This is a genomic window from Achromobacter sp. UMC46, from assembly GCF_014170335.1.
Lineage (GTDB): Bacteria > Pseudomonadota > Gammaproteobacteria > Burkholderiales > Burkholderiaceae_B > Achromobacter.
Genome location: NZ_LZZS01000014.1, coordinates 111,314 through 135,659 on the forward strand (window position 1 = coordinate 111,314; position 24,346 = coordinate 135,659).

Here is a 24,346-nt window from a genome sequence, read left to right on the forward strand (position 1 = left end):
TTCGGGACGCCCGCCATGATCCATCCCATCCTGAAAATGGGCGACCCGCGCCTGTTGCGCGTGGCCTCGCCTGTTGATCGTTTCGACACGCCTGAACTGCACGCCCTGATCGACGACATGTTCGAGACCATGGCGGCCGCGCAAGGCGTGGGCTTGGCCGCGCCGCAGATCGGCGTGGACTTGCAGCTGGTGATCTTCGGGTTCGACCGCAACGAGCGCTATCCGGATGCGCCTCCCGTGCCGCAAACCATCCTGTGCAATCCGGTCATCACGCCGCTGTCGGACGAGATGGAAGACGGCTGGGAAGGCTGCCTGTCGGTGCCAGGCCTGCGCGGGCAGGTGCCGCGCTACCGCCACATCCGCTACAGCGGCCGCGACCCCTATGGCCAGTTGATCGAGCGCGAAGCCGAAGGCTTCCACGCCCGCGTGGTGCAGCACGAGTGCGACCACTTGATCGGCCGCCTCTATCCGTCGCGCATCCAGGATTTCTCGAAGTTCGGCTTCACCGAAATCCTGTTCCCGGGCATGGACCCGAACGCCGACGACTAGACGCCCGGGTTCGGGTTCGCCGCAGCGGCCGCATCCGATGCGTTCGCCGCCTGCGGCGACAATTCCGCCGGCGCGAAATCATCCACCTGCAGGACCTTCGACACCAGCGCCTCCGCCGCTTCCAGCTGCGTGGCCTGGGAGTCGGTGATCGCACCGCGCAGATGCGCTTCGCGCCAGTCGCGCACGCCCGATTGGCGCAGCCGGTCGCGGATCGGCTGCACGGCGTCCACCAGCGCAAACGCGCGGGTCAGATCGGCCAACGGGTCGCCGCCCGCCCGGCCCGCCCCAAGCAGCACGCCCGCCGGCGGCGCATTGCCAGGTTCCCGATGCAGGTCGGCCGCCAGCCGCACGTGCGTGGGCGACGGTTTCAGCAACAGCTCCGCGCACTCGCGCGTCAAGGCGTCGTCCGGCCCCTTGGCCAGACGCAGTGGCAGGATGGCCGCGCGCAGCCCCCACGCCAGCATGCGTCCCGGCAAATTGCGCATTACCTGGTCCAGGCTCTTTTCGATGCTGGCATAGCCTTGCTCCATGCACCAATGCACCAGCGGCAGGTCGTCGTGCTTGCGCCCTTCGTCCTCCCAACGCTTCAACACCGCCGACAGCAGATAGAGCTCGGACAGGATGTCGCCCAGCCGTGCCGAGATCATTTCGCGCCGCTTCAGCCCGCCGCCCAATTGCGCCAGGGTGGCGTCAGCCAGCAGCGCGAACCCTGAGGCATAGCGCCCCAGCCGCCGGTAGTGACCGGCCGTCGGGCCCGACACCGGCGAAGGCGCCAGGACCGCACCCGTCCATGCGCGGCCGATCGCGCGCAGCGTGTTCTTGCCTGCGTGGCGCAAATGCCGCCAGAACACGTCGTGGAAGACCTCGATGCCGCGCTCTTCGTCCGGATTGGCCAGCGCCAGCATTTCCGGCATCAAATAGGGATGGGCCCGAATGGCGCCCTGGCCGAAGATGATCAGGTTGCGCGTCAGGATGTTGGCGCCTTCGACCGTGATGGCGATCGGCACCGCGCGGTACAGCCCGCCCAAGTAATTGCCGGGCCCGTCCATCACGGCGCGCCCCGCGTGCACGTCCATCGCGGCGTTCACCGAACCGCGCATGCGCTCGGTCGCGTGGTATTTCATGATGCCCGACACGACGGCCGGCTTCACGTCTTGATTCAAGGCGGCGCAAGTCAGGCGCCGGGCCGCTTCCACCATGTAGGCGTTGCCCGCCAGCTGAGCCAGCTGTTCCTGCACGCCTTCGAACTTGCCGACGGGGATGCCGAACTGCTCGCGCACCCGCGCATACATGCCCGTGGTGTGCGCGCACATGACGGCGGCGGCGGCCGACAGCGACGGCAGCGAAATGCCGCGCCCTGCCGCCAACGCGCTCATCAGCATCTTCCAGCCCTGGCCCGCGCGCGCCTCGCCGCCGATCAGCGCGTCCAGCGGCACGAATACGTCGCGGCCCGTGTTGGGGCCGTTCTGGAACACCTGCATGGCGGGCAGGTGGCGCCGTCCGATCTCCACGCCAGGCGCCTCGGTGGGCACCAGCGCCACCGAAATGCCGATGTCCGCAGCGCCGCCCAGGATGCCGTCGGGGTCGGACATCTTGAATGCCAGGCCCAGCACCGTGGCGACGGGCCCCAGCGTGATGTAGCGCTTATGCCAGTTCAGCCGGATGCCGATCAGTTCGCGGCCGTCCACCACCTGGCGGCAGACAATGCCCGTGTCCACCATCGACGCGGCGTCCGAGCCCGCCTCGGGGCTGGTGAGGCCGAAGCACGGCACTTCACGGCCGTCGGCCAGGCGCGGCAGCCAGTAGTCGCGCTGCGCGGGCGTGCCAAACTGCATCAGCAATTCGCCCGGCCCCAGCGAATTCGGCACCATGACCGTCACGCCCGCGGTGATGGAGTACGCCGAAATCCGCCTGACCACTTCGGAATGCGCATAGGGGGAAAAGCCCAGGCCGCCGTAGCGGCGCGGGATGATCATGCCGAAGAAGCGCTGCGCTTTCAGGAAAGCCCAGACCGCCGGCGGCAGGTCGCGCCGGTTCCAGGTGATGTCCCATTCATCCAGCATGGCGCACAACTGCGCCACCGGGCCGTCGATGAAGGCCTGCTCTTCGCGGGTCAGCGTGGCGGCGGGCACGTCCAGCAGCTTGCGCCAGTCGGGGTTGCCCGTGAACAGGTCGGCATCCCACCAGGTGTCTCCGGCCTCGATGGCCTCGCGCTCGGTGGCGGACATGGCCGGCAGGGCGTTGCGCGCCCAGCGGTACGCGGGTTCCGAGATGCGGCGCCGGCGCCAGGCATTGAAATCCATGAGTGTCCCTCACTGTTATGGCCCTGGGGCGTATCAGGTCAAAGTACCAGAATTGGCGGCGGGCGGCCAAGCCCGGGCGTGCTGACTCTGCGACAATAAGCGTCGCCGCGCTGTGCGCAATCAACCGCTATCCGGGCACATTCCGCATGCTGAACAAACTCTGGCTGGGCTTTTTCCTGACCGCAGCCGCCGCCGCCCTGTACCGCTGGCTGGCCGTCGGCGACCCCGACGTCTTCCGGCTGATGGTGGCCAGCCTGTTCGACATGGCGCGCGTGTCCGTGGAAGTCATGGTGCTGCTGTTCGGCACGCTGACGCTGTGGCTGGGGTTCCTGCGCATCGCAGAAGGCGCCGGGCTGGTGGAACGGCTGGCCCGCCTGCTGGGGCCGCTGTTCGCGCGCCTGATGCCCGAGGTGCCGCGCAACCATCCCGCCATCGGCCTGATCACGCTGAACTTCGCCGCCAACGGCCTGGGGCTGGACAACGCGGCCACGCCGATCGGCCTGCGCGCCATGCGGGAACTCCAATCGCTGAACCCCACGCCCGAAACCGCCAGCAACGCGCAGATCCTCTTCCTGGTGCTGAACGCCTCATCGCTGACGCTGTTGCCGGTCACGCTTTTCATGTTCCGCGCGCAACAGGGCGCGGCCGACCCCACGCTGGTGTTCCTGCCGATCCTGCTGGCCACCAGCGCCTCGACGCTGGCGGGCTTCCTGGCGGTCGCCGCGTGCCAGCGGCTGCGCCTGGCGGATCCGGTCGTGATGCTGTGGCTGGGCGGCGCGGCGCTGGTCATGGGCGGCTTCATGGCGCTGCTGGCCAGCATGTCGGCCGCCGCCATCGCGTCGCTGTCGTCGCTGATGGGCAACCTGGCGCTGTTCGGCATCCTGCTGGCGTTCCTGATCGCGGGCGCCTGGAAGAAGGTACCCGTCTACGAGGCCTTCATCGAAGGCGCCAAGGAAGGCTTCGACATCGCCAAAAGCCTGTTGCCCTATCTGGTGGCGATGCTGTGCGCCGTGGGCGTGCTGCGGGCCTCGGGCGCGCTGGATTTCCTGCTGGACGGCATCCGCTGGCTGGCGCATTCCGCCGGCTGGGACACGCGTTTCGTCGACGCCCTGCCTACGGCGCTGGTCAAGCCGTTTTCGGGCAGCGCGGCCCGCGCCATGATGCTGGAAACCATGACGCACTACGGCGTGGACAGCTTCCCGGCCTTGCTGGCCGCGGTGATGCAGGGCAGCACGGAGACCACCTTCTACGTGCTGGCGGTGTATTTCGGATCGGTGGGAATCTTGCGGGCCCGCCACGCGGTGGGCTGCGCACTGATCGCCGACCTGGCCGGCGTGCTGGCCGCGATCGGCGTGTGCTACTGGTTCTTCGGTTGAGCGCCGCGGCGGGGCCTGCGCCCCGTCCCAGCCGGCCCCAGGCCCTTAGTCCACCAGCAGGATCTTCATGCCGTTGGTGCCGCCGCTATCGCGGTAGAAATCGCCCTTGGTCAGGACGACCCAATCGCCCGCCTTCACCAGGTTGCGCTTGCGCAGTTCGTCGATGGCGGCGTTGCTCAAGTCTGCGGGCTCGTACTCCGACGGCGCGAACGGCACCGTGTAGACGCCGCGGAACATCGCCACGCGATTCTGCGTCAAGCTGTGCGGGCTGTAGCAGTAGATCGGCACGCCCGAACGGATGCGCGACATGATCAACGGCGTGTGCCCGCTTTCGGTCAGCGCGATGACGGCCTTCACGCCGGGGAAGTGGTTGGCCGCGTACATGGCCGCCAGCGCGATGGTCTCGTCGCAGCGTGTGAAGGTTTCTCCCACGCGATGATGCGATTTCGTCGTGGTCGGGTGCTTTTCGGCGCCCAGGCACACGCGCGCCATGGCTTGCACGGCCTCGACCGGATACTGGCCCGATGCGCTTTCGGCCGACAGCATGACGGCGTCCGTGTAGTCCAGCACCGCATTGGCCACGTCCGACACTTCGGCGCGCGTGGGCATGGGGCTGGAGATCATCGACTCCATCATCTGTGTCGCCGTGATCACGACCTTGTTTAGCGTGCGCGCGTGCTGGATGATGCGCTTCTGGATGCCCACCAGTTCGGCGTCGCCCACTTCCACGCCCAGGTCGCCGCGCGCCACCATCACGCCGTCGCTGGCGCGGATCAGCGAGTCCAGCGCTTCGTCGTCCGCCACCGCCTCGGCGCGTTCGATCTTCGCGATGATCCAGGCCTGGCTGCCGGCCTGGGCCAGCAGGGTGCGGGCTTCGTCGATATCGCTGCCGTAGCGCGGGAACGACACGGCCACGAAGTCGAGCTCCATTTCCGCCGCCAGCTTGATGTCGACGCGGTCCTTGTCGGTCAGGCTGGGCGCGGACAAGCCGCCGCCGCGGCGGTTGATGCCCTTGTTGTTCGACAGCGGACCGCCGACCGTCACGGTCGTGTGGACCTCGTCGCCTTCCACGCGATCCACCACCAGCACGACGCGCCCGTCATCCAGCAGCAGCTCGTCGCCTACGCGGCAATCCGTCACCAGCTCGGGATAATCGATGCCCACGATGCTGGCGTTGCCGGCTTCCTTGGGGTGCACGCGCGACAGCGTGAACGGTTGGCCGACCTGCAATTGCACCAGCTTGTCCGTGAAGCGCGCGATGCGGATCTTGGGGCCTTGCAGATCGCCCATGATGGCGACGAAGCGGCCTTGCTTGGCGGCAATCTCGCGCACCAGTCGGGCGCGCTCGCGGTGGTCGTCCGCGCTGCCGTGCGAGAAGTTCAGGCGGGCCACGTCCAGGCCTGCGCGGATCAATGCATCAATGCGTTCGGGCGACGAAGTCGAAGGCCCCAGGGTGGCGACAATTTTGGTGCGGCGCAATACAGGCATGACGGTCCACTCTCGCGAAAACAACGAAAGCGTTATGGTACGCCGCCTGCGTCCGCACGGGTATCATGGTCGTCACACCGACCTATAACGAGCCCAGTCAAACCCGTGAAAATCGTCATCGCTCCCGACTCTTTCAAAGAAAGCGTTTCCGCGCCCGATGCGGCGGCGGCCATTGCGCGCGGCGTCAAAGCCGCGTGCCCAGGGGCCCACACGATATGCGTACCGATGGCGGACGGCGGCGAAGGCACGGTCGAAGCCGTGCTGGCAGCGACCGGTGGCAAGGAACAGCAACTGACCGTCAACGACGCGCTGGGCTACAAGGTCGATGCCGTCTGGGGCTTGCTGGAAGACGGTACCGCCATCATCGAAATGGCCGCGGCGGCGGGCCTGGAACTGATCGCGCCCTCCAAGCGCGACCCGATGCGCGCCAGCAGCCACGGCGTGGGCGAACTGATGCTGGCAGCCGTCAACGCGGGCGCCACGCGCATCATCCTGGGATTGGGCGGCTCCGCCACCAACGATGCCGGCGCCGGCATGCTGACGGCGCTCGGCGTGCGCCTGCTGGACGCGGAAGGCCACAGCCTGCCGCCCGGCGGCGGCGCACTCGGCAAGCTGGCCAGCCTGGATACGCGCGGGCTGGACCCGCGCCTGGCCGGCATCCGCATCGACATCGCCTCCGACGTCGACAATCCGCTGTGCGGCCCGCAAGGCGCCTCGCACATCTTCGGCCCGCAGAAAGGCGCCACGCCGGAACAGGTGCTGGCGCTGGACCGGATGCTGACGAATTTCGCGGACGTCTGTGCGCGGCATCTGGGCGCCGACCACCGCAACGTGCCCGGCGCGGGCGCCGCCGGCGGCTTGGGGTTTGCCGCTCACGCCTTCCTGCAGGCGCACTTCCGGCCCGGCGTCCAGATCGTGGCCGAACTGGGCGGGTTGGCGGAAGCCATTGAAGGCGCCACGCTGGTATTCACCGGCGAAGGCCGCATGGACGCGCAGACGCTGCGCGGCAAGACGCCCGCAGGCGTGGCCCGGATCGCGCAGCAGGCGGGCGTACCGGTCGTGGCGCTGGCGGGATCGCTGGGCGAAGGCTACGAGGCGCTGCACGCCTGCGGCATCAGCGCCGCGTTCAGCCTGGCACCCGGTCCGATCACGCTGCAACAGGCGCTGACGGATGCCGAAAAACTGCTTGCCGACCGCGCGCGCGATGTGATGCAGCTGTGGATGGCGGCGCAAAAACGCATGCTGTAGATGCCGGCCGTAAAATGAAAAAACCCGCATCAGCGGGCTTTTTCATTTGGGATCGCGTTTCAAGCGGATTGCAGAATGCCCGCTTCCACCAGCGCATCCGACAAGCGGATGTAGCGGTCCACCGAGATGTCTTCGGCGCGCGCCGTCGGCGCAATGTCCAGCGCTTCCCAGGGCACTTGCGACGCCCAGTCGGCCAACACGCGGCGCAGCATCTTGCGGCGCTGCGAGAACGCGCGCGCCACCACCGTCTCGAAGGCCCGTGTGCTGACGGGACGCAGGCGGTCCGCCGGCAGCGGCACCATGCGCACGATGGCCGACACCACCTTGGGCGGCGGATCGAAGGCTTCGGGTGGCACGTCGAATAGTTTGTGCATGCGGTAGCGCGATTGCAGCATCACGGACAGGCGGCTGAAATCGCCCGACCCCGGCTGCGCGACCATGCGGTCGATCACTTCGCGCTGCAGCATGAAATGCTGGTCGCGGATGTGGTCGGCCCATGCCATCAGGTGGAACAGCAACGGGCTGGAGATGTTGTAGGGCAAATTGCCCACGACACGCAGCGCGCTGCCGAACTGCGAAAAATCCACCGTCAGCGCGTCGGCTTCGACGACGGTCAGGCGGGTGGCATCGAACTGCTTGCGCAGCCGGGCGGCCAGATCGCGGTCGATTTCGACCGCAGTCAGATGATCCAACCGCTCGAGCAGCGGCCGGGTAAGCGCAGACAAACCCGGGCCGATTTCGACCACGGCATCGTCACGGGCGGGAGCAACCGCCCGGACGATGGACTCGACGACGCTTTCGTCGGTCAGGAAGTTCTGGCCAAAGCGCTTGCGCGCCTGGTGTTGAGACATGAAAAGCCCGTAATGCGTTTAGCGGTTGTTCTGCTGGATCTTCTGCTGCTTTTCAAGACGGTTGTCGACGTACGCCTGAGCGCGCAACTGGTCGAGCCAATCTTCGAAAGCAGGCTGGGCACGGCGCTCGAACAGGATCTGGCGCGCCTTCATGCGGGCCAATTCGTCGGTGACGTCATGCTGGCGGCGCTCTTCAACCTGGATCAAGTGCCAACCGAAAGGCGACTGGATCGGGGGGCTGATTTCGCCCGGCTTCAAGGCATTCATGGCGGCTTCGAACGGCGGCACGGTTTCACCCGGGTTCAGCCATCCCAGTTCGCCGCCTTGCGGCGCGGTCGAGTCCTGCGAGTACTGGCGCGCCATGTCTTCGAACTTCGCATCGCCGGCCACCAGGCGCTGGCGCACCTGCTCCAGGCGTTGGCGCGCGGTCTCGTCGCTCATGACGGTGGAGGTCTTGATCAGGATGTGGCGCGCGCGGGTCTGCATGACTTCCGTCGGCCCTTGCGGCGCGGCGGCTTGCGGGCGCGCGGCGGGCTGCTGGGGCTGCGGGGCCTGCGCGGGCGCCGGGGCACGGGCGGTACGGCCAGGAGCCGGTTGCGCCGTGCCGCGGTCCATCACCTTGATGATGTGGAAACCGTTGCCGCTCTGGATCAGGTTCGTCACTTCGCCCTTCTGCAGATTGCCGATGGCCTTGACGAACAGATCGGGCCAGCCGTCCAGCGGGCGCACGCCCATGACGCCGCCCTGCAGGGCTTCGGGGCCATCCGAGGACGCTGCGGCCAGGCTGGCGAAATCGTCGCCGCGCTTGGCGCGCGCCAGGATGCCTTCGGCCTTCTTGCGCAAGGCGGCCAGTTGTTCGGACGACGAGCCTTCCGGCACGCGCACCAGGATCTGCGCCAGCGCGTAGAGCATGGGGCCTGCGGGCGCGGCGGCTTGCTCGGGCTTCTGCTCAGGCTGGGCCTGGGGCTGGGGCGCCGCTTGCGGCGCGGCGCCGAACGCCGGATTGCGGCGCTGGTCCTTCAGGAAAGCATCGACTTCGGTGTCGGAAATGACGATGGTGGAGTCCACCGCGCGCTGGCGCAGGCGATCCGTGCGGATCTCATCGCGCAGCGATTTGCGGTAGGCGTCCCACGACGTGCCCGATTTTTCGATTTCGGCGCGCAGTTGCGCCACGCTGATCTTGTTGCGGCCAGAGATGGTCTGGATGGCCTGATCGACTTGGGCGTCATCCACGCGGATGCCCAGGCGGTCGGCCTCGTGGCGCTGCACGCGCTCCATGATCAGGCGCTGCAAGACTTGATGCTGCAAGGTCTGGTCGTCGGGCACCTGGATGCCGCGCGACTTCAGCTCGCCCGAAATGCGGAGCGACGCATCGCGCAATTCGCGCAACGTGATCACATCCTTGTCGACCACGGCGGCGATGCCGTCGACGAACTGCTCGCCCTTTGCTGCAGGCGCCGCGGCCTGCGGCGCGGCCTTGGCGCCATTGTTCGCGGCCCGGCCAGTCTGCTCGGCCGCATGCGCGGCGGGCAGGCCGGCGCAAAGGGCCAGCAACAGCGCGCTGCCGGACAGGCGGCGCAAAGAGTGCAACCTACGCATCATTCATACCTTTCAAATGTGGTCCCAGCCGGCACAGGCGGTGTAATGCTGGTGTAGCCGGGGATACTTCTGTTCAGCAGGTTCATCGGATCGGTCCCCAAGGAACCCAGGCCGGTCAACTCAAGCTGGAAGAACACGGCGGAGTTGGCGTCCGTCGCCGATACGGCATAGCGCTGGTAGACCACGCGGCCCACCCAGCAGCAATCGCCTTTGTACTCCAGGCCGGCGATGGCCTGCGTGACGCGTGGGGACTCCGTCGTGTTGGCCACCGTGCTGGACGGCCCGGAACGCAACGAATAGTCCACCCGGCCAACGCCGTACCAGCGCTTGGTGAAGGGCCACTGCAACGCCAGGCTGACCTGGTTCTGGCCCTGCGGCTGGTACGAAACCCCGGTTTGGGGGTCACGCTGATAACGGTACGACACCGCCACCGTCGTCAGTCGCTGCGGCGACCAGCGTGCGCTGATCAGCCCGCGCGACCATTGGTTTTCGTAGGGGTTGTACTGCGCCGCCACGTCGGTGCTGAGCGTGTCGGTCAGCGCGGCGCTGGCGCCCACCAGGAAGTCGGAGCGCACGTTTTCACGCGGCGTCTCGCCCGGCAGGGTGACCTGCTGATCCGCGAAGTACAGGCGCTGCGCCACGGCCAGCGACATGCGCTCGAAACCGGTGTTGGCGTCCAGCCAGCGCGTCGTCAACGCGGCGGTCAGCTGATTGGCATTGGATATGCGATCCCAGCCGCCGGTGTAGATGTTCTCTTCGAAGGCCTGCGAGAAGCTGAAATCCGCCAGCGAAGTGTCGTAGACGGGCAGCTTGGACTGATCGCGATACGGCACGCGCAGGTAGTACAGGCGCGGCTCCAGCGTCTGCGTGGAGGCCTTGCCGAACAGCGAGGTGTCGCGTTCGAAGATCATGCCCGCGTCCAGGGACATGATCGGCACCGTGCGCGATTGCGTCGACGGATAGCCGAAAGATGTGCCTGCGTTGGACGTGCCCGAATTCAGGCCCAGCCAATCGCTGCCGTACCAATTGGTCTGGTACTGGGTGTAGTTCACCCCCGCCTTCGGGATGATGAACCAGCCCGGCCTCACAATCGGATAGGACACGGTGGGGTAAGACTGCAGGCGATCGCCTTCCGGACCGCTGCGGCGGCCAGCCACGGTCGGTATCTGGAAACGCACGGCGGTCGATGTCCAGTCCACGTCGAAGCCGCCCCAGTCATAACGGGCACCCCGCAGATAGAGCTCGGGAACCTTGTCGTAAGGGGGCACCAGCGGCGCGGCCGGATCTTGCAGCGTCTGGTACTTGTAGACCTGCGCGTACGTGCTCCAGTATGTGGAGGACCAGCCCACCCGCGCACGTTGCGGCAGGTAGGTGGTGGACGCCTGGTTCAGGCCCAGTTGGGAAATATCCCGGAAATAGTTGTCGTCCGAAACCTTGGCGATGTCCCAGTCCGCATAGAAACCATGCGAGAACTGCTGCTGATGGCGCCACCAGTACATCCAGCGGTCTTCGCTGGTGACGTTGTCGTTAGGCAGATAGGTGCCGTCAAGGGTGCCCGCGTATCCCGCGCCCAGATAGCGGAATTCGGCGCCCAGCTGCATGCCGCGCTTGGAGAAATAGCGTGGCTGGATCGTCGCGTCGTAGTTGGGCGCCAGATTCATGTAGTACGGCAGCGAGAAGTCAAAACCGCCCTGGCTCGTCGTGCCGTAGGTCGGCATCAGGAAGCCCGATTTGCGTTCCTTCTTGACCGGAAAGGTCATGTACGGCGACGCCAGGATCGGCACGTCCTTGAAATACAGCACGCCATTGCGCGCCACGCCTTCGTTCTCATCGAAGTCGATGTCGACCGTGTTGGCCTTGATGTACCAGGACGGCGTCTCGCATGCGCAGCCGCTATACGTGACGGTGTGCAGCCGCATCTGCGACTTGCTGAAAATGTCCGCGTGCTCGGCAACGGCGAAACCGCCGGCAGCCCCCATCCAGAAATTGGGCTTTTCGACTTCGCCGGAATACTTGTCGACGTTGAACTTGGCGTTGGGGCCGGTCACCAGCGTGCCGTCGCGCATCATGCGCGCGTTGCCCTGCACGTCGACTTCGCCCGTGTCCTTGCGGTAGTTGATCCGGTCGCCCTTGATGATGCCGTCGATACGGCGCACTTGCGCGCTGCCGGTCAGGGTCAGGTCGGAATCAGGATCGCCCTGGATGCTGTCCGCTTCCATATAGGCGGGGATGCTGCCGTCCGGCAAGCGGTGCATCCGCAAACCGGGGGACGTGCGCAGCTCGGGGGCCGCGGGCGACGCGCTGGCGGATGACGCGGCGGAAGCCGGATCCTGGCTGCCTTGGGCCTGAACGGCCCCGGCGGCGACGCTGACAGCAGAGAGGATCAACCACCGAACCTTGCGCACGAGTGAAAACAGCCCTTTTGTGACGATGGGGAAACCTGGCACCGGCGCCGCGGAAGGGCCAATGCGAACGGAAACGAGCCGGTATTATAGAGAAGCCGCGCCATACGCCCAGCCTTATGTGCGCCGAACGCAAATTTCAGCAATATTGCCTTTCTGACACGGATCTTCCTTGAAAAACGATCACGACCCCCGCCTGGCGCAGATCCGCAACTGGCTGGATAGCCTGCCCGCCGACCTGGAACTGGCCTTGGACACGCTGCGCCCCGCCTCCGCCGATGCCAGTTTCCGCCGGTATTTCAGGCTGGACGCCGGCGCGCGCACCCTGATTGTCATGGACGCGCCCCCCGCCCACGAAGACTGCCGCCCCTTCCTGCATGTGGGCCGGTTGCTGGCCGACGCCGGCTTGAACGTGCCCGTGGTGCTGGCAGAGGACCTGGGCCTGGGCCTGCTGCTGCTGTCCGACCTGGGTGAACAGACCTACTACCAGCGCATCCAGGCCGGGATGCCCGACAACCAGCTCCAGACGCTGTACCGCGAGGCGCTGGCCGCCCTGGTCCAGCTGCAGAAGGCGTCCACCGCCGGGCTGGCGTCCTATGACAGCGCCCGGCTGGCCGACGAGCTCAAACTGTTCCCCGAATGGTATGTGCGAAAGCACCATGGCCACGCGCTGGACGACAAGACCTCCAACGCGCTGGAAAAGATCTTCGCGCTGCTGTCGGCCAGCAATGGCGGGCAAGCGCAGGTGCTGGTGCACCGCGACTTCCATTCGCCCAACCTCATGGTGTGCGATCAGCCGCAGTACGGCCCCAACCCGGGCATCATCGACTTCCAGGACGCGCTGGCTGGCCCCATCACCTATGACCTGGCGTCGCTGGTGACCGACGCCCGCACCACCTGGGAAGAGCCGCAGCAGTTGGACTGGGCCATCCGCTACTGGGAGATGGCGCGCGCCGCCGGGCTGCCGGTCGAGGCCGATTTCGCCGACTTCCACCGCGCCTACGAGTGGATGGGCCTGCAGCGCAACCTGCGCATCCTGGGCGTCTTCGCCCGCTTGAACCACCGCGACGGCAAGACGCACTACCTGGGCCACATGCCGCGCGTGAACGGCTACGTGCGCCAGGTGGCCCAGCGCTACGGCGTCTTCACCCCCCTGCTGCGCCTGCTGGACAAGCTGGACGACCGCCAGGTCAGCGTCGGATACACCTTCTGATGCAGGCGATGATCCTTGCCGCCGGCCGCGGCGAACGCATGCGCCCGCTGACCGACCGCCTGCCCAAGCCTCTGCTGGCGGCCGGCGGCAAGCCGCTGATCGTCTGGCACCTGGAGCGTCTGGCTGCGGCCGGCATCCGCGACGTCGTCATCAACCACGCCTGGCTGGGCCACGAAATCGAGCGCGCGCTGGGCGACGGCGCCGCCTTCGGCGTGAGGATCCGCTATTCGGTGGAAGGCACCGCGCTGGAAACGGCCGGCGGCATCGCGCAGGCGCTGCCGCTGTTGGGGGACGCCCCCTTCCTGGTGATGAACGGGGATGTCTGGTGCGACTGGGATCCCGCGGCCGCCCCGGGGCTTGCCACCGGCCTGCCCGACGGCGGGGCGTGGCTGCTGATGGTGGACAACCCGGTCCAGCACCCCGGCGGCGATTTCAGGCTGGCGCCCGACGGCAGCCTGCACGTCCAAGGGGAACCTCGTTTGACCTATGCAGGCATCGCCGTCTACCATCCCTCGTTGTTCGCGGATGTCCCGCGCGGCGCGGCGATGCCCATGCTGCCCCTTTTCAGGCAAGCGATGGCCAAAGGCCTGGCCTGCGGCGCGCATCATACCGGCCGATGGACCGATGTCGGCACCCCTCAACGGCTTGCCGACCTGGACGCCGAGCTCCTCGCAGCCGCGCGTTGATGCTCACATATTTCACAATATCAAGGTGCGCAACCAGGATTTTCCGCGCACCCAACGCCCCCGGGTAACGGGGTATTCTCTGACGCTTTGGCACGCGCGGGCACCGTGCGGACGAGCAACACACAGGAAGTTTTCTAGGAATGGGGATGTTTGGAAGATCGCAACGGGCTGTATTCAAGCCCTCCGTATACCAACCCGGTCAACGCACGCGGCGCCTGCCGCGCTGGCTCGTCCTGCTGCTTGTGGGGATTGCCCTGGGTGCGGGCGGCGTGCTCTTCCTGCAAACCAACTACGGGCCGCAACGCCTGACCGTAGAGCAGTCCGAGTCGCTGCACAGCGAGCTCAGCGCCTCCAACCTGGAACGCCAGCGCCTGCAGACCCAGCTGGACGAAGCCATCCAGCAGCGCGACGCCAACAAGTCGGGCCACGAAAAGCTGACGGCTGACCTGGCCGAGTCCCGCACCCGGATCGAGACGATGAACAAGGAACTGGTCTTGTTCCAGGACGCCATGCCGCCCGATCCGCGCGGCGGCAACCTGGGCATCCGCTCGGCCACATTCAAGCGCGCCCCCGGCCAGCTGGACTACCAGGTGCTGGTCATGCGCGAAGAGCGCACCGGCGCGCCCTTCAAGGGCACGCTCACGTTCTCCATCGACGGCAGCTACCCCAACGGCCGCGCCGCCACCGTCACGCCGGAAGGCCCGGCGCTCAATGTGGACCGCTACGACTACGCCCTGGGCCAGTTGAAGCTGCCCGACGGCTTCACCCCCAAGGTGGTGGTGCTGCGCGTGATGGACGGCGGCCAGAAGCAGCAGGCGATGCGCATCTATTACGTACGCAACTGACGCCTTCGGCGCCGCTGCGAAACCCGCCCTGATCCGGCGGGTTTTTTTTCGCCTGGCAAAACTGGTTGCGTGCGCAACTTATCAAGCATATAGTTGCGCACACAACTACATATCGGAGACAAGATGCCGCTCCCCTCGCACGTTCCCGTCCTGATCGCTGGCGGCGGCCCCGTCGGCCTGACGCTTGCCGCCCTGCTGGCTGAATACGGCATCGCCTCGTTGACGGTGGAGGCCGACGACGATTACTGCACCGGCAGCCGCGCCATCTGCATCTCGCGCCGGTCCCAGGAAATCCTGGGCTGGGCGGGCGCCGACCGCCCTCTGACGGCGACCGGCCTGCCCTGGACCGGCGGGCGCAGCTACTACCGCGACCGCGAAGTCCTGCACTTTGAAATGCCGCACGACCCGCTGCAGCGCTATGCGCCGATGGTCAACATCCAGCAATACGCGATCGAGGAATACGCCCATCAGGCCATGCGGCGCCATCCCGGACGGGCGGCGTTGCAATGGTCGGCGCGCGTGACGGGACTGCGCGCTGACACGGACGGCGTGACGGTCGATGTCGATGCCGATGGCCAGCACCAGACCGTGCGCGCCGACTGGCTGATCGCCTGCGACGGCGGACGCAGCACGGTGCGCGAAGCGATGGGCCTGAAACTGGAAGGCATGCAGTACGAAGGTCGCTACGTCATCGTCGATATCGAGCAGGCGTCCAGCCGCCCCGTCGAACGCCTGGCTTGGTTCGACCCGCCCTCCAACCCCGGTTCGACGCTGCTGATGCACCGTCAACCCGGCAACGTGTGGCGTGTGGACTATCAGATCCGTGACGACGAAGATCCCGAAGAAGCCGTCAAGCCCGAGAACGTCCTGCCGCGCGTGCAAAGCCATCTGGACATGATCGGCGAAACCGCGCCCTGGAAGCCGCTGTGGATTTCCATCTACAACGCCAAATGCCTGACGCTGGACCAGTACCGCCACGGCCGCGTGCTGTTCGCCGGCGACGCCGGTCACCTCGTGCCGATCTTCGGCGTGCGCGGCCTGAACTCCGGCCTGGACGACGCCGGCAACCTGGCCTGGAAACTGGCCTGGGTGCTGAAGGGCCAAGCGCCCGCCAGCCTGCTGGACAGCTACAGCACCGAACGCGTACACGCCACCCGCCAGAACCTGGCCTACGGCGCCAAGAGCACCGAATTCATGGCGCCGCCGGATTTCGGCTTCCGCCTGATGCGCGAGGCCGCGCTGCGCCTGGCGCTTGCGGACGATACCGTGCGGTCCTTGATCAACCCGCGCCAGTCCGCGCCAATCTCCTACGACACGTCGCCGCTGAACCTGGCCGACGGCGCCCGGGAAGCCGGCGCCGCCGCCGCGCCCGGCCAGCCGGCGCCCGATGCGCGCCTGCAGGACGGCGACGCGACACGCTATCTGAGCGAGTGCTTCGGCCGCGGCTTCGTCGCGCTGGCGGTATCTCCGGCCGCCTCGGTGGCAGGGGATCTGGACGCGTTGGCCGCCGCCACGCAGGGCGCGCCGCATCCGCTGCAGATCGTGCGCGTGGGCGAAGGCGGCTGGGACGATGCGCACGGCCAACTTCGGCAACGCTATGGCGCGGCGGACGGCGCGGTCTACCTGTTGCGCCCCGACGGCTATGTGCTGGGCCGCTGGCATGCCCCCGATGCGGCAAGCCTGCGCGCCGCCCTCGCCCCCTACTACCCCTCGATCGCCGTGCCCGCGCACAAGGAAAGCCAAGCATGAACCACCAAGAACTGGACCAGGTGTACACCGGCATGGCGCAAGCCCTGACACGCGTGGGCGAACCCCGTGCGGCGTTGTTCCTGTCGATACTCGGCTTGTCGCTGCTGAGCCGGCAGCCCGACGCCGCATCCGCGCTGGCGTTATTGACGCAGGCGGAAAGCGCCTGTCTGGGCGACGACGCTGTGGCAAACTATCCCGCCCCCACTGCCGCCCGCCCGACGTGAAAACGCCTGCCCTGGAACGATTCCTGACCTACCGCCTGCACGTGCTCAACAAGATCACGGATCGGGACACGAATCGCGCCTATCTGTCCGACTGCGGCATTCCCTTGGGCGAGGCGCGCTGCCTGGCGGCGATCGGCCGCTACGCACCGCTTTCCGTCAATGATCTAGCCCGCTCGGCGAACCTGAACAAAGGCCAGGCCAGCCGTTCGGCGCAAGCGCTGGTCGAACGCGGGCTCGTCGAAAAGACGCTGTCCGCCTCCGACGGGCGCGGCGTGGTGCTGACGCCGACCGAGGCAGGCGTGGTGCAGTACCAGCGCATCATCACGCTGATCGCACAGCGAAACGACGAGATCTTCGCGTGCCTGGATGCCGGCGAACAGCGCGCCCTGGGCGACATGCTGGATCGCCTGATCGACCATCTGCAAGCCCGCGAAGACGACGCGGACGGCGAAGACGGCTAAGCGCCGGTTTTCGGCGCCGTGGCCCCCATCTGCGCCGCGGCCTCGTCCATGAACTGCGCCATGCGCACGTCCAGTTCAGTCACGCCGCCGGCGTCATGGGTGGTCAGCGTCACATCCACCCGGTTGTAGACGTTGGTCCACTCCGGATGGTGGTTCAACTTTTCCGCGAACATGGCGACCCGCGCCATGAACCCGAATGCCGCGTTGAAGTTCGGAAAGCGGAAGCGTTTCTCGATGGCGTCGCGCGTAGCCACGGCCTGCCAGCCGGACAACGCGGCCACGGCGATATCGGTGCCGATACGGGCGGGAGGAAACATGCTCATGACAGCCCCTATTGCTTGACCGCGTACAGGTAGATCTCTACGCGACGGTTCAGTGCGCGCCCTTCGGCGGTCGCATTATCGCCGATGGGATCGTTCGGGCCGCGTCCTTCCACCGCCATGCGGCCGGCCGCCACCCCTTGCTTGGCCAGATAGTCCGTCACGCTCTTGGCTCGATTCACCGACAAGGTCTGGTTATGCGCCAACGCGCCCGTGCTGTCGGTATGGCCGACCACCTTGGCGCGCAGTTCCGGATGCTGGTTGAGCGAACGCGCTACGCTGTCCAGCACCGGCAGCAACGCGGGCTTCAACTGCGTCTTGTCCGTGTCGAACGACACGCCGCTGGGGATATTGACCTTCAAGCTGCCGTCGGGCATTTCCACGACGTCGATCCCAAGCGACGATGCGCCGGACTGCTGCACGTCCTCTTTGACGACCTTCCAGTTGTAGCCCACCAGGCCGCCCGCCACCGCACCGATACCGGCGCCGATGGCGGCCCCCTTGCCGTGCCCGATCAACGCGCCGATGCCGGCGCCGACCGCAGCCCCCGCCCCCGTGCCCACGGCGGTGTTCGTCTGCTGTTGCGTGGCGCAACCCGCCAGCAACGCCCCTGCCGCCGCAACCACCGCGATCCGGTTGAACATCGGTCTTGAGTTCATGGCAACCTCCACTATCCCGTCGGTACGCCGGATCATTCCGGTGTAAACCATGCTAGCAAGCGCGAACAGCCGGACCGGCAACATTTTGTACTGGCAGATCGGCCCAAAACCGACTGCGGGCGGCTTGCGTTCAGCGGTTGCGGAACCCAGCCAGCCAGGGCAACGCGTCTTCCAGCCGCGGCGACTCCCGTTCCGGCGCCGGCGCGCCTGGCGGCAACGACAGTCCCACCCGGTTGTGCCAGTACGTGCGCAACCCCACCTTGCTGGTGCCGAACAGGTCGTACCCCGACCCGGCGACGAACGCGGCATCCGCCGCCGGCACCTGCAAGCGCTCCAACGCCAATGCGTACGGCCGCGGATCAGGCTTGTAGAAACCGGCCTCCTCGGACGTCACCACCACGTCCCAATCGATCCCCAGCAGGCTGGCAGCCTGGCGGCCCAAACGGTCGGAACAGTTGGTAACCACACCCAGCCGGCAGTGCGGCCGCAACGCCTGCAACAGCTCGCGCGCCCCGTCCCAGGCGGGCAATTCGGCCCAATGCGCTTCCAGCGCATCCGGGGCGCTGGCCGGCAGGCCGACTGCGGCCGCCGCTTCCTGCACTAATTGCTCATACGGCTGATAGGCACCGCATCCATAAGTGCGACGCAGATAGTCGGCGCGCCAGGCGCGGCCCAGGGCCTCGGTGCCCGCCGCCCGGTTCCAGACCGTCCACGAATCCAGCAAGGCGGTCAGCAAGTCGAACAGGACCGCGCGCGGATAGCCGGATGGCGCGGAGGTGTCGGGAAAATCAGGCGTGTGGGACATGCGGGCGCTCCATGGATGGCAATGCGGCCACTATAAAGAGCCGCACGCCTGCTGTGATGTAGCGGGCCTTTACCCATCGTTAAGCCCAGGCTTAACTCAGACCCGCTTGCCCATCAGCATCGCCAACCCGAACAACGCCCCCAAGCCTCCGACGATCGCCAGCGACACCGACGGTTCGCGCAGGTTCAGCGCCATCACGGCTGACCCCACGCCCAGGGCGGTGATCACCGCACCGATCAGGCGGGCTCCCGTCGAACCGTAGAAATAGGTCCGGCGCGCCGGATCCGTTCCAGCGGGTTGCCGCTTCTGCCAAGCCTGAAGCGCAGCCTGGAATTCGCGCAGCAGGCGCTCGCGGTTGGGCAGGTCGACCGCGCTGACAAGCAGCGTGGAATGCCCCGGCCGGACCAATTTCAGGAAATCGTCGGTGCCCCAACGGGTCAGATCGGCAAAGGCGACCGGCGCCCGCCGCGAGAATGCCAGCCCGTCGGCCGTCACGGTGACCCGGTTGCGGGTGGGAAAGCCTTTGAAGGCTACGAGGGGCGGGACAAGCAGGCCCGCCAATGCGACGATGGCCGCCCAGAGCATCGGGCCGCGGTTGAACACCACCAGCATGAAACCGCCGGCGGCCAGCGCGAACGCCAACGGCACCGACAATTGATGCCAGCGGGTATAGACCGCGGCCTGGATGCCGTCGCCACCCTCGGCCACCGAGGCGTGCGGCGGGCGGTCAACCACACTTGCCTCCCAAAAGCATGCCCGGCGACGTCAACACGGCGAACTCTCTTTTGCGCATTTTTTCCTCCCGTTGCCCATGTTAACGGCAGGCGGCATTCGCGCCCGTCATCCCGTCTACGACGCGAATCCGATCGCCAAGGCGCTGCCTTCCACACACGCCACCAGGGCGCTGCCGTCGCCCGCGCCGACGACCTGGCCGCCCGTGAAGTCGGAAAACGCAGGCAGCACGGTCATGCTTTCCCGCAGCCAGAATGCGGGCCAACTGCGGGGGACGCCGGGCACGCGGGTCTTGGGATGCACGTGGCCCGCGATGACATGCCGGCCGTGCGGATCGGCGCAGGGCAGATGCCGGAACAGGAATGGCCCGTCGGTCGCCGATTCGCCCAGTTGCCTGATGTCCAGCACCGCCCCGTCCAGCGCGCGGTCATGGTTGCCAGTCAGCGCCGCCACGTCGAGCGTGGCGTGCCGCTTGCGCCATTGCGTCCAGGTGTCGCGCCAGCCCGCCCGGTCCATCGGACCATGCAGCATGTCGCCCACGATCCATAGCCCCGCCGCGGCGGTGGATTCGAGCAGTTGGTCCAGTCGCATCAGGTCATCCCGGGTTGCGCCCTGCGGGACGGCGATGCCCGCCTGGCGGAAGACGTGGCTCTTGCCCAGATGCAGATCCGCGATGATCAGACGCGACCGCGCCGGCCAGAACATGGCGCGATCGCCCAATAGCACCACGGGTTCGTCCGCCAGCTTGATGCAAAGCCCTTCATCCCGCGATCCGGGCATAGCGCTTCTCCAGTTGGGCGGCGGCGCGCTTGACGCGGGCCTGCCAGGTTTCCGTGCTGAGCTGACCACGCAGGCTATCCGTCCAGAGCGGAAAAGACAGCGGCGTCAGGGCCCGGGGTTCGCGCAAGTCCAACGACCGCCTCGAGCAATCGTGCAAGGCGGCCAGCAGGCGTGGCGCTTCCAACTGGATTTCAAGAACTTCCCTTTCGGCTTGCGCCAACAGCAGGTGGTCGGGATCGTAGCGGCGCAGCACGTCGTACAACAGCCCGCTGGAGGCCTGCACCTGACGCAGGGAGCGCGCCGCGCGTCCTGGCAGCGAAGGCGTCAGCAAGCCGGCCACGCGGGCGATCTCGCGGAACTGGCGGCGCGCCAACTCTCCCAGGTTGACGCCGTCGCGCAGATCGCCGGCCAACTGCTCGGGGCTGAGCAATTCGCGCAGCAGCGCGTCGTCCAGATCCGCGGGCTCGGCCAGCGTCAGCATCAACCCGTAATCGTTGACCGTATAGGAAAACGTGTTGGCCTGCCGGCGCCCCCAACGCAGCGCAATGGTGGCCGCCATGCCTTCATGTACGGCGCGGCCGGCGAAAGGGAACAAGAACAGGTGCATGCCGCGACGCGTGGCGATGCGCTCGGCCAACAGGCGGCCGGGGTCGGGCAGCCCGCTGGCCTCGCGCTGGATCCGCAGCAGCGGCTCCACGGCGCGCATCTCGGCATGCCGCCCCGGATGGGCGAAAAGGCTTTCGACCTCGCGCGCCAATTGGGTCGACAGCGGCATGCGGCCGCCCTGCCAGGTCGCCACGGGTCCGTTACCGCCCTTGGCGCGGCGCACATAGGCGGTCATGCCTTCCAGCCGCACCAGTTCCAGCGTCCGGCCGGCGAACTGGAAGTGATCCCCTGGGCGCAGGCGCGCCAGGAACCCCTCTTCCACCGACCCCAGCCCCCCGCCCCGCAGGTACTTCACCGAGACGGCGCCGTCGGCGGTGATGGTGCCGATCGACAACCGATGTCGCAACGCGATGCGGCGGTCATGGACGCGAAAGCAACCGTCGTCATCCCGTTGCACCCGGCGAAACTCGGGATAGTTCGCAAGCGCGCGGCCGCCTTGGACGATGAAATCCAGCACGGCCTGCCACATGACGGCGTCCAGGCTGTCGTAGGCATGCGTGCCTCGGACCTCCTCATACAGCGCAGCGGCCTCGAAGCCGCCCCCCAGCGCCAGGGTGACCGCGTGCTGCGCCAGCACATCCAGGCTGCCGCGCGGCGGCGGCCGCGATTCGATGGCGCCCTGCGCAATCGCCTGCCGGGCGGCGGCGTATTCGATCAGCTCCAGCGCTTGGGCCGGCACGCAGATCACATGGCCGGATTCGCCGGGCCGGTGCCTGGCGCGGCCGGCACGCTGCAACAGCCGGGCGACGCCTTTGGGGCTGCCGATCTGCAGCACCTGGTCCACGGCGGGAAAGTCGACGCCCAGATCCAGGCTCGACGTCGCCACCACGCAGCGCATGACGCCGTCGCGCAGGCCCTGTTCGGCTTGCGCCCGCAATTTGGGATCCAGCGAGCCGTGATGCAGCGCCAGCGTGGACGCCGCTTCGGGCCAGATGGATGCCAGCGCGCGATGCCATAGCTCGGCCTGCGCGCGGGTGTTGGTGAACAGCAGACTGGTCTGGACATCGAACAAGCGCTTGAACACGCGCGGCAACTGAGACAGCCCCAGGTGCCCGGCCCACGGCAAGGCGCCGTCGCGCTTCGGCAACAGCGTCGAAATGACGACCTTGCGCGGCGCGGCACCGGCGACCAGCGGGCTATCCGGCGCATGCGGCAACAACACCGAGCGGGCTTCGTCCAGATTTCCCAGCGTGGCCGACAGCCCCCACGTGCGCAGGCCTGGCGACAGGCGGCGCAAACGCGCCAGACACAGCTGCAGCAGCACGCCGCGCTTGTTGCCCAGCAGTTCATGCCATTCGTCGACCACGACGCAGCGCAGGGCGCGAAAACGCTGCGACGCATCCGCATAAGACAGCAACAGCGCCAGCGACTCCGGCGTGATCACCAGCACGTCCGCCTTGCCTTGGCGAGCCAGGCGCTTGTCGCGCGCGCTGGCGTCGCCCGTCCGCAACGCGACGGTCCAATCGACCTCCAGCTCATGGGCGGTTTGAGCCAACGCCCGCGTGGTATCGGCCGCCAACGCGCGCAGCGGCGTCACCCACAGCACCCGTGGCCCCGCGCCTGTCGTGTCCTGGACCCAGGCGGGATCGGCCAAGGCTTCAAGCAGCGGCCCGCCAAACGCAGCCAGTGTCTTGCCGCTGCCGGTCGGCGTGTGCAGCAGGCCGGATTCGCCATGCAGATAGCGGCGCCAGGTCTCGCGCTGAAACGCCGCCGGCTTCCAGCCATGCGCCTGGAACCAAGCCGACAGGGGCGCATCCCATCCGCGCGGCGTTGCCGTCATCGCGCCAGCGCCTTCAACGTGTCCAGTTGATCCGCTTCGGCGGCGGGCTTGTCGTGCCGCCACCGCAGGATGCGGGGAAAGCGCACGGCCACGCCGGACTTGTGGCGCTTGGACAGGTTGACGCCTTCGAAACCCAGCTCGAAGACCTGGACCGGCTCGACCGACCGTACCGGGCCGAAGCGTTCGCGCGTGTGGGCGCGCAGCCAGCGGTCCAGCGCCAGGATCTCTTTATCGTCCAGGCCCGAATAGGCTTTCGCGATAGGCACCAGCGTGTCGCCCTGCCACAAGCCGAAGGTGTAGTCGGTGTAGAGCGTGCTGCGGCGGCCGTGGCCGGCCTGCGCGTACAGCAGCACGGCGTCGATCGTCAACGGCTCGACCTTCCACTTCCACCAGTCGCCCCGCCGCCGTCCGCTCTGGTAGCCCGCGCTGCGGCGCTTCAGCATGAAGCCTTCCACGCCGCGTTCGCGCGCTTCCTCGCGCAGCGCGGCGGCGACTTCCCAGCTGACGGGCGCCACCAGCGGCGAAAGGCCTAGACGCGCATCGGGTTGGCGGCGCAACAACGCTTCCAGTTGCCGGCGGCGCTCGGCCTGGGGCAGTTCGCGCAAGTCGGCGCCGTCCAGTTCCAGCAGATCGTAGGCCAGCATTCGAACGGGCGCGTCGGCCAACCACTTGGGGCCCGGTTTCAACCGTTGGATCCGCGTTTGCAACGCAGAGAACGGCATGGGCTGCGCCGCGTCCTCCTGCCATGCCAGCAGTTCGCCATCCAGCACGCAGTCCACATCCAGCGCCGCAGCGGCGGCTTCGACTTCGGGAAAGCGGCCGTCCAGGCGCTCTTCGCCCCGCGACCACAACGCCACCTCGCCATGGCGCCGGATCAGCTGTGCGCGGATGCCGTCCCACTTCCACTCCAGCAACCAGTCGTCGATGGGGCCAAGCGCCGACGGCGGACCTTCCAACGGCGACGCCAGAAAGAACGGGTATGGCTGCTGGCGGTCGCCGGGCAGATCCTCCGCACTGAGCAGGTCGCGCAAAAAGGCCGGGCTGGGCTCCCAGGCGCCCAGCATCCGCTGGGCGATTCGCGCGATGGGCACGCCCGACATCTCCGCCAGCGCCTGCTGCACCATGCGTTGGGATACGCCGACGCGCAACGCGCCCGTCAGCAGCTTGTTGAAGACCAGCCGTTCATCAAATGGCAGGCCGAGCCAAGCCGATACGATGACCTCGCGCCGCTCGGCCTCGTCGCGGTTGGCGACAGGCAGCAACCGCTCTTCGATCCAGTCCGCCAAGCCGCGCTCCGGCGCGGGTCGAGCGGGATCGGGCATCAGCAACGCCAGCGTTTCGGCCAGGTCGCCGACCTGGTCGTAACTGGCGTCGACCAGCCAGGGCGCCGTGCCCGACGCGGCCGCCGTCCACGCACGCAGTTCGGCCACGCCCGCGATCTTGCGCCGCGCGCTGGTGATTTTTCCGCCGGCAAGCAAGTACAGCGCCCAGGCGGCATCGCGTGGCGGCGCATCCCGGAAGTACGCGGCCAGCGCGCCGCGCTTGTCCAGGGTGGCGGTGCTGCGGTCCAGCTCTTGGTACAGCGCTGCGAATCGCTTCATGCCCGGGTG

Annotated in this window: 21 protein-coding genes; 9 read left to right on the top strand and 12 right to left on the bottom strand. The window is 67.4% G+C overall.

The genetic code is table 11. From position 1 onward, the window contains the following. The first annotated feature begins 15 nt into the window (after nucleotides 1-15). Nucleotides 16-549 (top strand): peptide deformylase, encoded by a 534-nt coding sequence (def, locus tag A9973_RS13820; protein ID WP_183014330.1) that lies wholly within the window; start codon nucleotides 16-18, stop codon nucleotides 547-549. Here the strand turns inward: def and A9973_RS13825 are convergent. Further along, nucleotides 546-2,852, bottom strand: a complete 2,307-nt coding sequence (locus A9973_RS13825) for an acyl-CoA dehydrogenase (protein ID WP_183014331.1) — start codon at nucleotides 2,850-2,852, stop codon at nucleotides 546-548. The genes def and A9973_RS13825 overlap by 4 nt on opposite strands. Before the next feature lie 146 nt (nucleotides 2,853-2,998). On the opposite strand from A9973_RS13825, the gene A9973_RS13830 reads away from it, so the two are divergent. Next, nucleotides 2,999-4,228 carry a nucleoside recognition domain-containing protein gene (locus A9973_RS13830; RefSeq protein ID WP_183014332.1) on the top strand — a complete coding sequence of 410 codons (1,230 nt, stop codon included), beginning with the start codon at nucleotides 2,999-3,001 and terminating at the stop codon, nucleotides 4,226-4,228. 45 nt (nucleotides 4,229-4,273) lie between these two features. On the opposite strand, the gene pyk is transcribed toward A9973_RS13830, so the two are convergent. Continuing rightward, the gene (gene pyk, locus A9973_RS13835; protein ID WP_183014333.1) at nucleotides 4,274-5,716 is read right to left on the bottom strand and encodes a pyruvate kinase; all 1,443 of its coding nucleotides are present in this window, start codon (nucleotides 5,714-5,716) and stop codon (nucleotides 4,274-4,276) included. Between the two features lie 105 nt (nucleotides 5,717-5,821). Here pyk and A9973_RS13840 point away from each other — a divergent pair, with 105 nt between their 5' ends. Then, entirely contained in the window at nucleotides 5,822-6,964 is a 1,143-nt protein-coding gene (locus A9973_RS13840) for a glycerate kinase (RefSeq protein WP_183014334.1), read from the top strand. A 59-nt stretch (nucleotides 6,965-7,023) separates the two neighbouring features. Here A9973_RS13840 and rsmA read toward each other — a convergent pair whose 3' ends face one another. The 3 genes from rsmA to A9973_RS13855 are packed head-to-tail and all read right to left on the bottom strand — an operon-like array spanning nucleotide 7,024 to nucleotide 11,819. Beyond that, entirely contained in the window at nucleotides 7,024-7,815 is a 792-nt protein-coding gene (rsmA, locus tag A9973_RS13845; RefSeq protein WP_183014335.1) for a 16S rRNA (adenine(1518)-N(6)/adenine(1519)-N(6))-dimethyltransferase RsmA, read from the bottom strand. An 18-nt stretch (nucleotides 7,816-7,833) separates the two neighbouring features. Continuing rightward, the gene (locus A9973_RS13850) at nucleotides 7,834-9,417 is read right to left on the bottom strand and encodes a peptidylprolyl isomerase (protein WP_183014336.1); all 1,584 of its coding nucleotides are present in this window, start codon (nucleotides 9,415-9,417) and stop codon (nucleotides 7,834-7,836) included. Next, nucleotides 9,414-11,819 (bottom strand): LPS-assembly protein LptD, encoded by a 2,406-nt coding sequence (locus tag A9973_RS13855; RefSeq protein ID WP_183014337.1) that lies wholly within the window; start codon nucleotides 11,817-11,819, stop codon nucleotides 9,414-9,416. The genes A9973_RS13850 and A9973_RS13855 overlap by 4 nt, the downstream gene beginning before the upstream one ends. Nucleotides 11,820-11,988: 169 nt before the next feature. Between A9973_RS13855 and A9973_RS13860 the strand changes: the two genes are divergently transcribed. The 6 genes from A9973_RS13860 to A9973_RS13885 all read left to right on the top strand — a co-directional run bounded on the left by A9973_RS13860 (nucleotide 11,989) and on the right by A9973_RS13885 (nucleotide 16,994). Further along, nucleotides 11,989-13,029: an aminoglycoside phosphotransferase family protein gene (locus A9973_RS13860; RefSeq protein WP_183014338.1), complete on the top strand. Its 1,041-nt coding sequence runs from the start codon at nucleotides 11,989-11,991 to the stop codon at nucleotides 13,027-13,029. Next, nucleotides 13,029-13,715, top strand: a complete 687-nt coding sequence (gene murU, locus A9973_RS13865; protein ID WP_183014339.1) for an N-acetylmuramate alpha-1-phosphate uridylyltransferase MurU — start codon at nucleotides 13,029-13,031, stop codon at nucleotides 13,713-13,715. The genes A9973_RS13860 and murU overlap by 1 nt, the downstream gene beginning before the upstream one ends. A gap of 146 nt (nucleotides 13,716-13,861) precedes the next feature. After that, nucleotides 13,862-14,560: a DUF6776 family protein gene (locus tag A9973_RS13870; RefSeq protein ID WP_183014340.1), complete on the top strand. Its 699-nt coding sequence runs from the start codon at nucleotides 13,862-13,864 to the stop codon at nucleotides 14,558-14,560. Nucleotides 14,561-14,683: 123 nt separating this feature from the next. After that, the gene (locus A9973_RS13875) at nucleotides 14,684-16,309 is read left to right on the top strand and encodes an FAD-dependent monooxygenase (RefSeq protein ID WP_183014341.1); all 1,626 of its coding nucleotides are present in this window, start codon (nucleotides 14,684-14,686) and stop codon (nucleotides 16,307-16,309) included. Continuing rightward, nucleotides 16,306-16,533: a hypothetical protein gene (locus A9973_RS13880; protein ID WP_183014342.1), complete on the top strand. Its 228-nt coding sequence runs from the start codon at nucleotides 16,306-16,308 to the stop codon at nucleotides 16,531-16,533. The genes A9973_RS13875 and A9973_RS13880 overlap by 4 nt, the downstream gene beginning before the upstream one ends. Continuing rightward, the gene (locus A9973_RS13885) at nucleotides 16,530-16,994 is read left to right on the top strand and encodes a MarR family transcriptional regulator (protein WP_183014343.1); all 465 of its coding nucleotides are present in this window, start codon (nucleotides 16,530-16,532) and stop codon (nucleotides 16,992-16,994) included. Before A9973_RS13880 ends, A9973_RS13885 begins: the two co-directional genes overlap by 4 nt. Here the strand turns inward: A9973_RS13885 and A9973_RS13890 are convergent. The 7 genes from A9973_RS13890 to A9973_RS13920 form a co-directional block, all read right to left on the bottom strand. Then, nucleotides 16,991-17,317, bottom strand: coding sequence for a 4a-hydroxytetrahydrobiopterin dehydratase (locus A9973_RS13890; RefSeq protein WP_183014344.1), 327 nt, complete (start codon nucleotides 17,315-17,317; stop codon nucleotides 16,991-16,993). The two genes, A9973_RS13885 and A9973_RS13890, sit on opposite strands and share 4 nt — an antisense overlap. 8 nt (nucleotides 17,318-17,325) lie before the next feature. Next, the gene (locus tag A9973_RS13895) at nucleotides 17,326-17,973 is read right to left on the bottom strand and encodes an OmpA family protein (RefSeq protein WP_183014345.1); all 648 of its coding nucleotides are present in this window, start codon (nucleotides 17,971-17,973) and stop codon (nucleotides 17,326-17,328) included. 130 nt (nucleotides 17,974-18,103) lie between these two features. Further along, the gene (locus A9973_RS13900; protein WP_183014346.1) at nucleotides 18,104-18,778 is read right to left on the bottom strand and encodes an HAD family hydrolase; all 675 of its coding nucleotides are present in this window, start codon (nucleotides 18,776-18,778) and stop codon (nucleotides 18,104-18,106) included. A gap of 96 nt (nucleotides 18,779-18,874) precedes the next feature. Further along, nucleotides 18,875-19,513 (bottom strand): hypothetical protein, encoded by a 639-nt coding sequence (locus A9973_RS13905; protein WP_370539488.1) that lies wholly within the window; start codon nucleotides 19,511-19,513, stop codon nucleotides 18,875-18,877. A gap of 114 nt (nucleotides 19,514-19,627) precedes the next feature. Further along, complete coding sequence (gene pdeM, locus A9973_RS13910) at nucleotides 19,628-20,290, bottom strand: ligase-associated DNA damage response endonuclease PdeM (RefSeq protein WP_183014347.1); 663 nt, start codon at nucleotides 20,288-20,290, stop codon at nucleotides 19,628-19,630. Next, nucleotides 20,271-22,736, bottom strand: coding sequence for a ligase-associated DNA damage response DEXH box helicase (locus tag A9973_RS13915; protein ID WP_183014348.1), 2,466 nt, complete (start codon nucleotides 22,734-22,736; stop codon nucleotides 20,271-20,273). The genes pdeM and A9973_RS13915 overlap by 20 nt, the downstream gene beginning before the upstream one ends. Further along, nucleotides 22,733-24,337 carry an ATP-dependent DNA ligase gene (locus tag A9973_RS13920; protein WP_183014349.1) on the bottom strand — a complete coding sequence of 535 codons (1,605 nt, stop codon included), beginning with the start codon at nucleotides 24,335-24,337 and terminating at the stop codon, nucleotides 22,733-22,735. Before A9973_RS13920 ends, A9973_RS13915 begins: the two co-directional genes overlap by 4 nt. Nucleotides 24,338-24,346 lie beyond the last annotated feature (9 nt).

What these genes read in the sequence shown, in the direction of transcription:
- def (WP_183014330.1), top strand. Translation starts at nt 16, where the DNA reads ATGATCCATCCCATCCTGAAAATGGGCGACCCGCGCCTGTTGCGCGTG.
- A9973_RS13825 (WP_183014331.1), bottom strand. Translation starts at nt 2,852, where the DNA reads ATGGATTTCAATGCCTGGCGCCGGCGCCGCATCTCGGAACCCGCGTAC.
- A9973_RS13830 (WP_183014332.1), top strand. Translation starts at nt 2,999, where the DNA reads ATGCTGAACAAACTCTGGCTGGGCTTTTTCCTGACCGCAGCCGCCGCC.
- pyk (WP_183014333.1), bottom strand. Translation starts at nt 5,716, where the DNA reads ATGCCTGTATTGCGCCGCACCAAAATTGTCGCCACCCTGGGGCCTTCG.
- rsmA (WP_183014335.1), bottom strand. Translation starts at nt 7,815, where the DNA reads ATGTCTCAACACCAGGCGCGCAAGCGCTTTGGCCAGAACTTCCTGACC.
- A9973_RS13850 (WP_183014336.1), bottom strand. Translation starts at nt 9,417, where the DNA reads ATGATGCGTAGGTTGCACTCTTTGCGCCGCCTGTCCGGCAGCGCGCTG.
- murU (WP_183014339.1), top strand. Translation starts at nt 13,029, where the DNA reads ATGCAGGCGATGATCCTTGCCGCCGGCCGCGGCGAACGCATGCGCCCG.
- A9973_RS13870 (WP_183014340.1), top strand. Translation starts at nt 13,862, where the DNA reads ATGTTTGGAAGATCGCAACGGGCTGTATTCAAGCCCTCCGTATACCAA.
- A9973_RS13875 (WP_183014341.1), top strand. Translation starts at nt 14,684, where the DNA reads ATGCCGCTCCCCTCGCACGTTCCCGTCCTGATCGCTGGCGGCGGCCCC.
- A9973_RS13880 (WP_183014342.1), top strand. Translation starts at nt 16,306, where the DNA reads ATGAACCACCAAGAACTGGACCAGGTGTACACCGGCATGGCGCAAGCC.
- A9973_RS13890 (WP_183014344.1), bottom strand. Translation starts at nt 17,317, where the DNA reads ATGAGCATGTTTCCTCCCGCCCGTATCGGCACCGATATCGCCGTGGCC.
- A9973_RS13895 (WP_183014345.1), bottom strand. Translation starts at nt 17,973, where the DNA reads ATGAACTCAAGACCGATGTTCAACCGGATCGCGGTGGTTGCGGCGGCA.
- A9973_RS13900 (WP_183014346.1), bottom strand. Translation starts at nt 18,778, where the DNA reads ATGTCCCACACGCCTGATTTTCCCGACACCTCCGCGCCATCCGGCTAT.
- pdeM (WP_183014347.1), bottom strand. Translation starts at nt 20,290, where the DNA reads ATGCCCGGATCGCGGGATGAAGGGCTTTGCATCAAGCTGGCGGACGAA.
- A9973_RS13915 (WP_183014348.1), bottom strand. Translation starts at nt 22,736, where the DNA reads ATGACGGCAACGCCGCGCGGATGGGATGCGCCCCTGTCGGCTTGGTTC.
- A9973_RS13920 (WP_183014349.1), bottom strand. Translation starts at nt 24,337, where the DNA reads ATGAAGCGATTCGCAGCGCTGTACCAAGAGCTGGACCGCAGCACCGCC.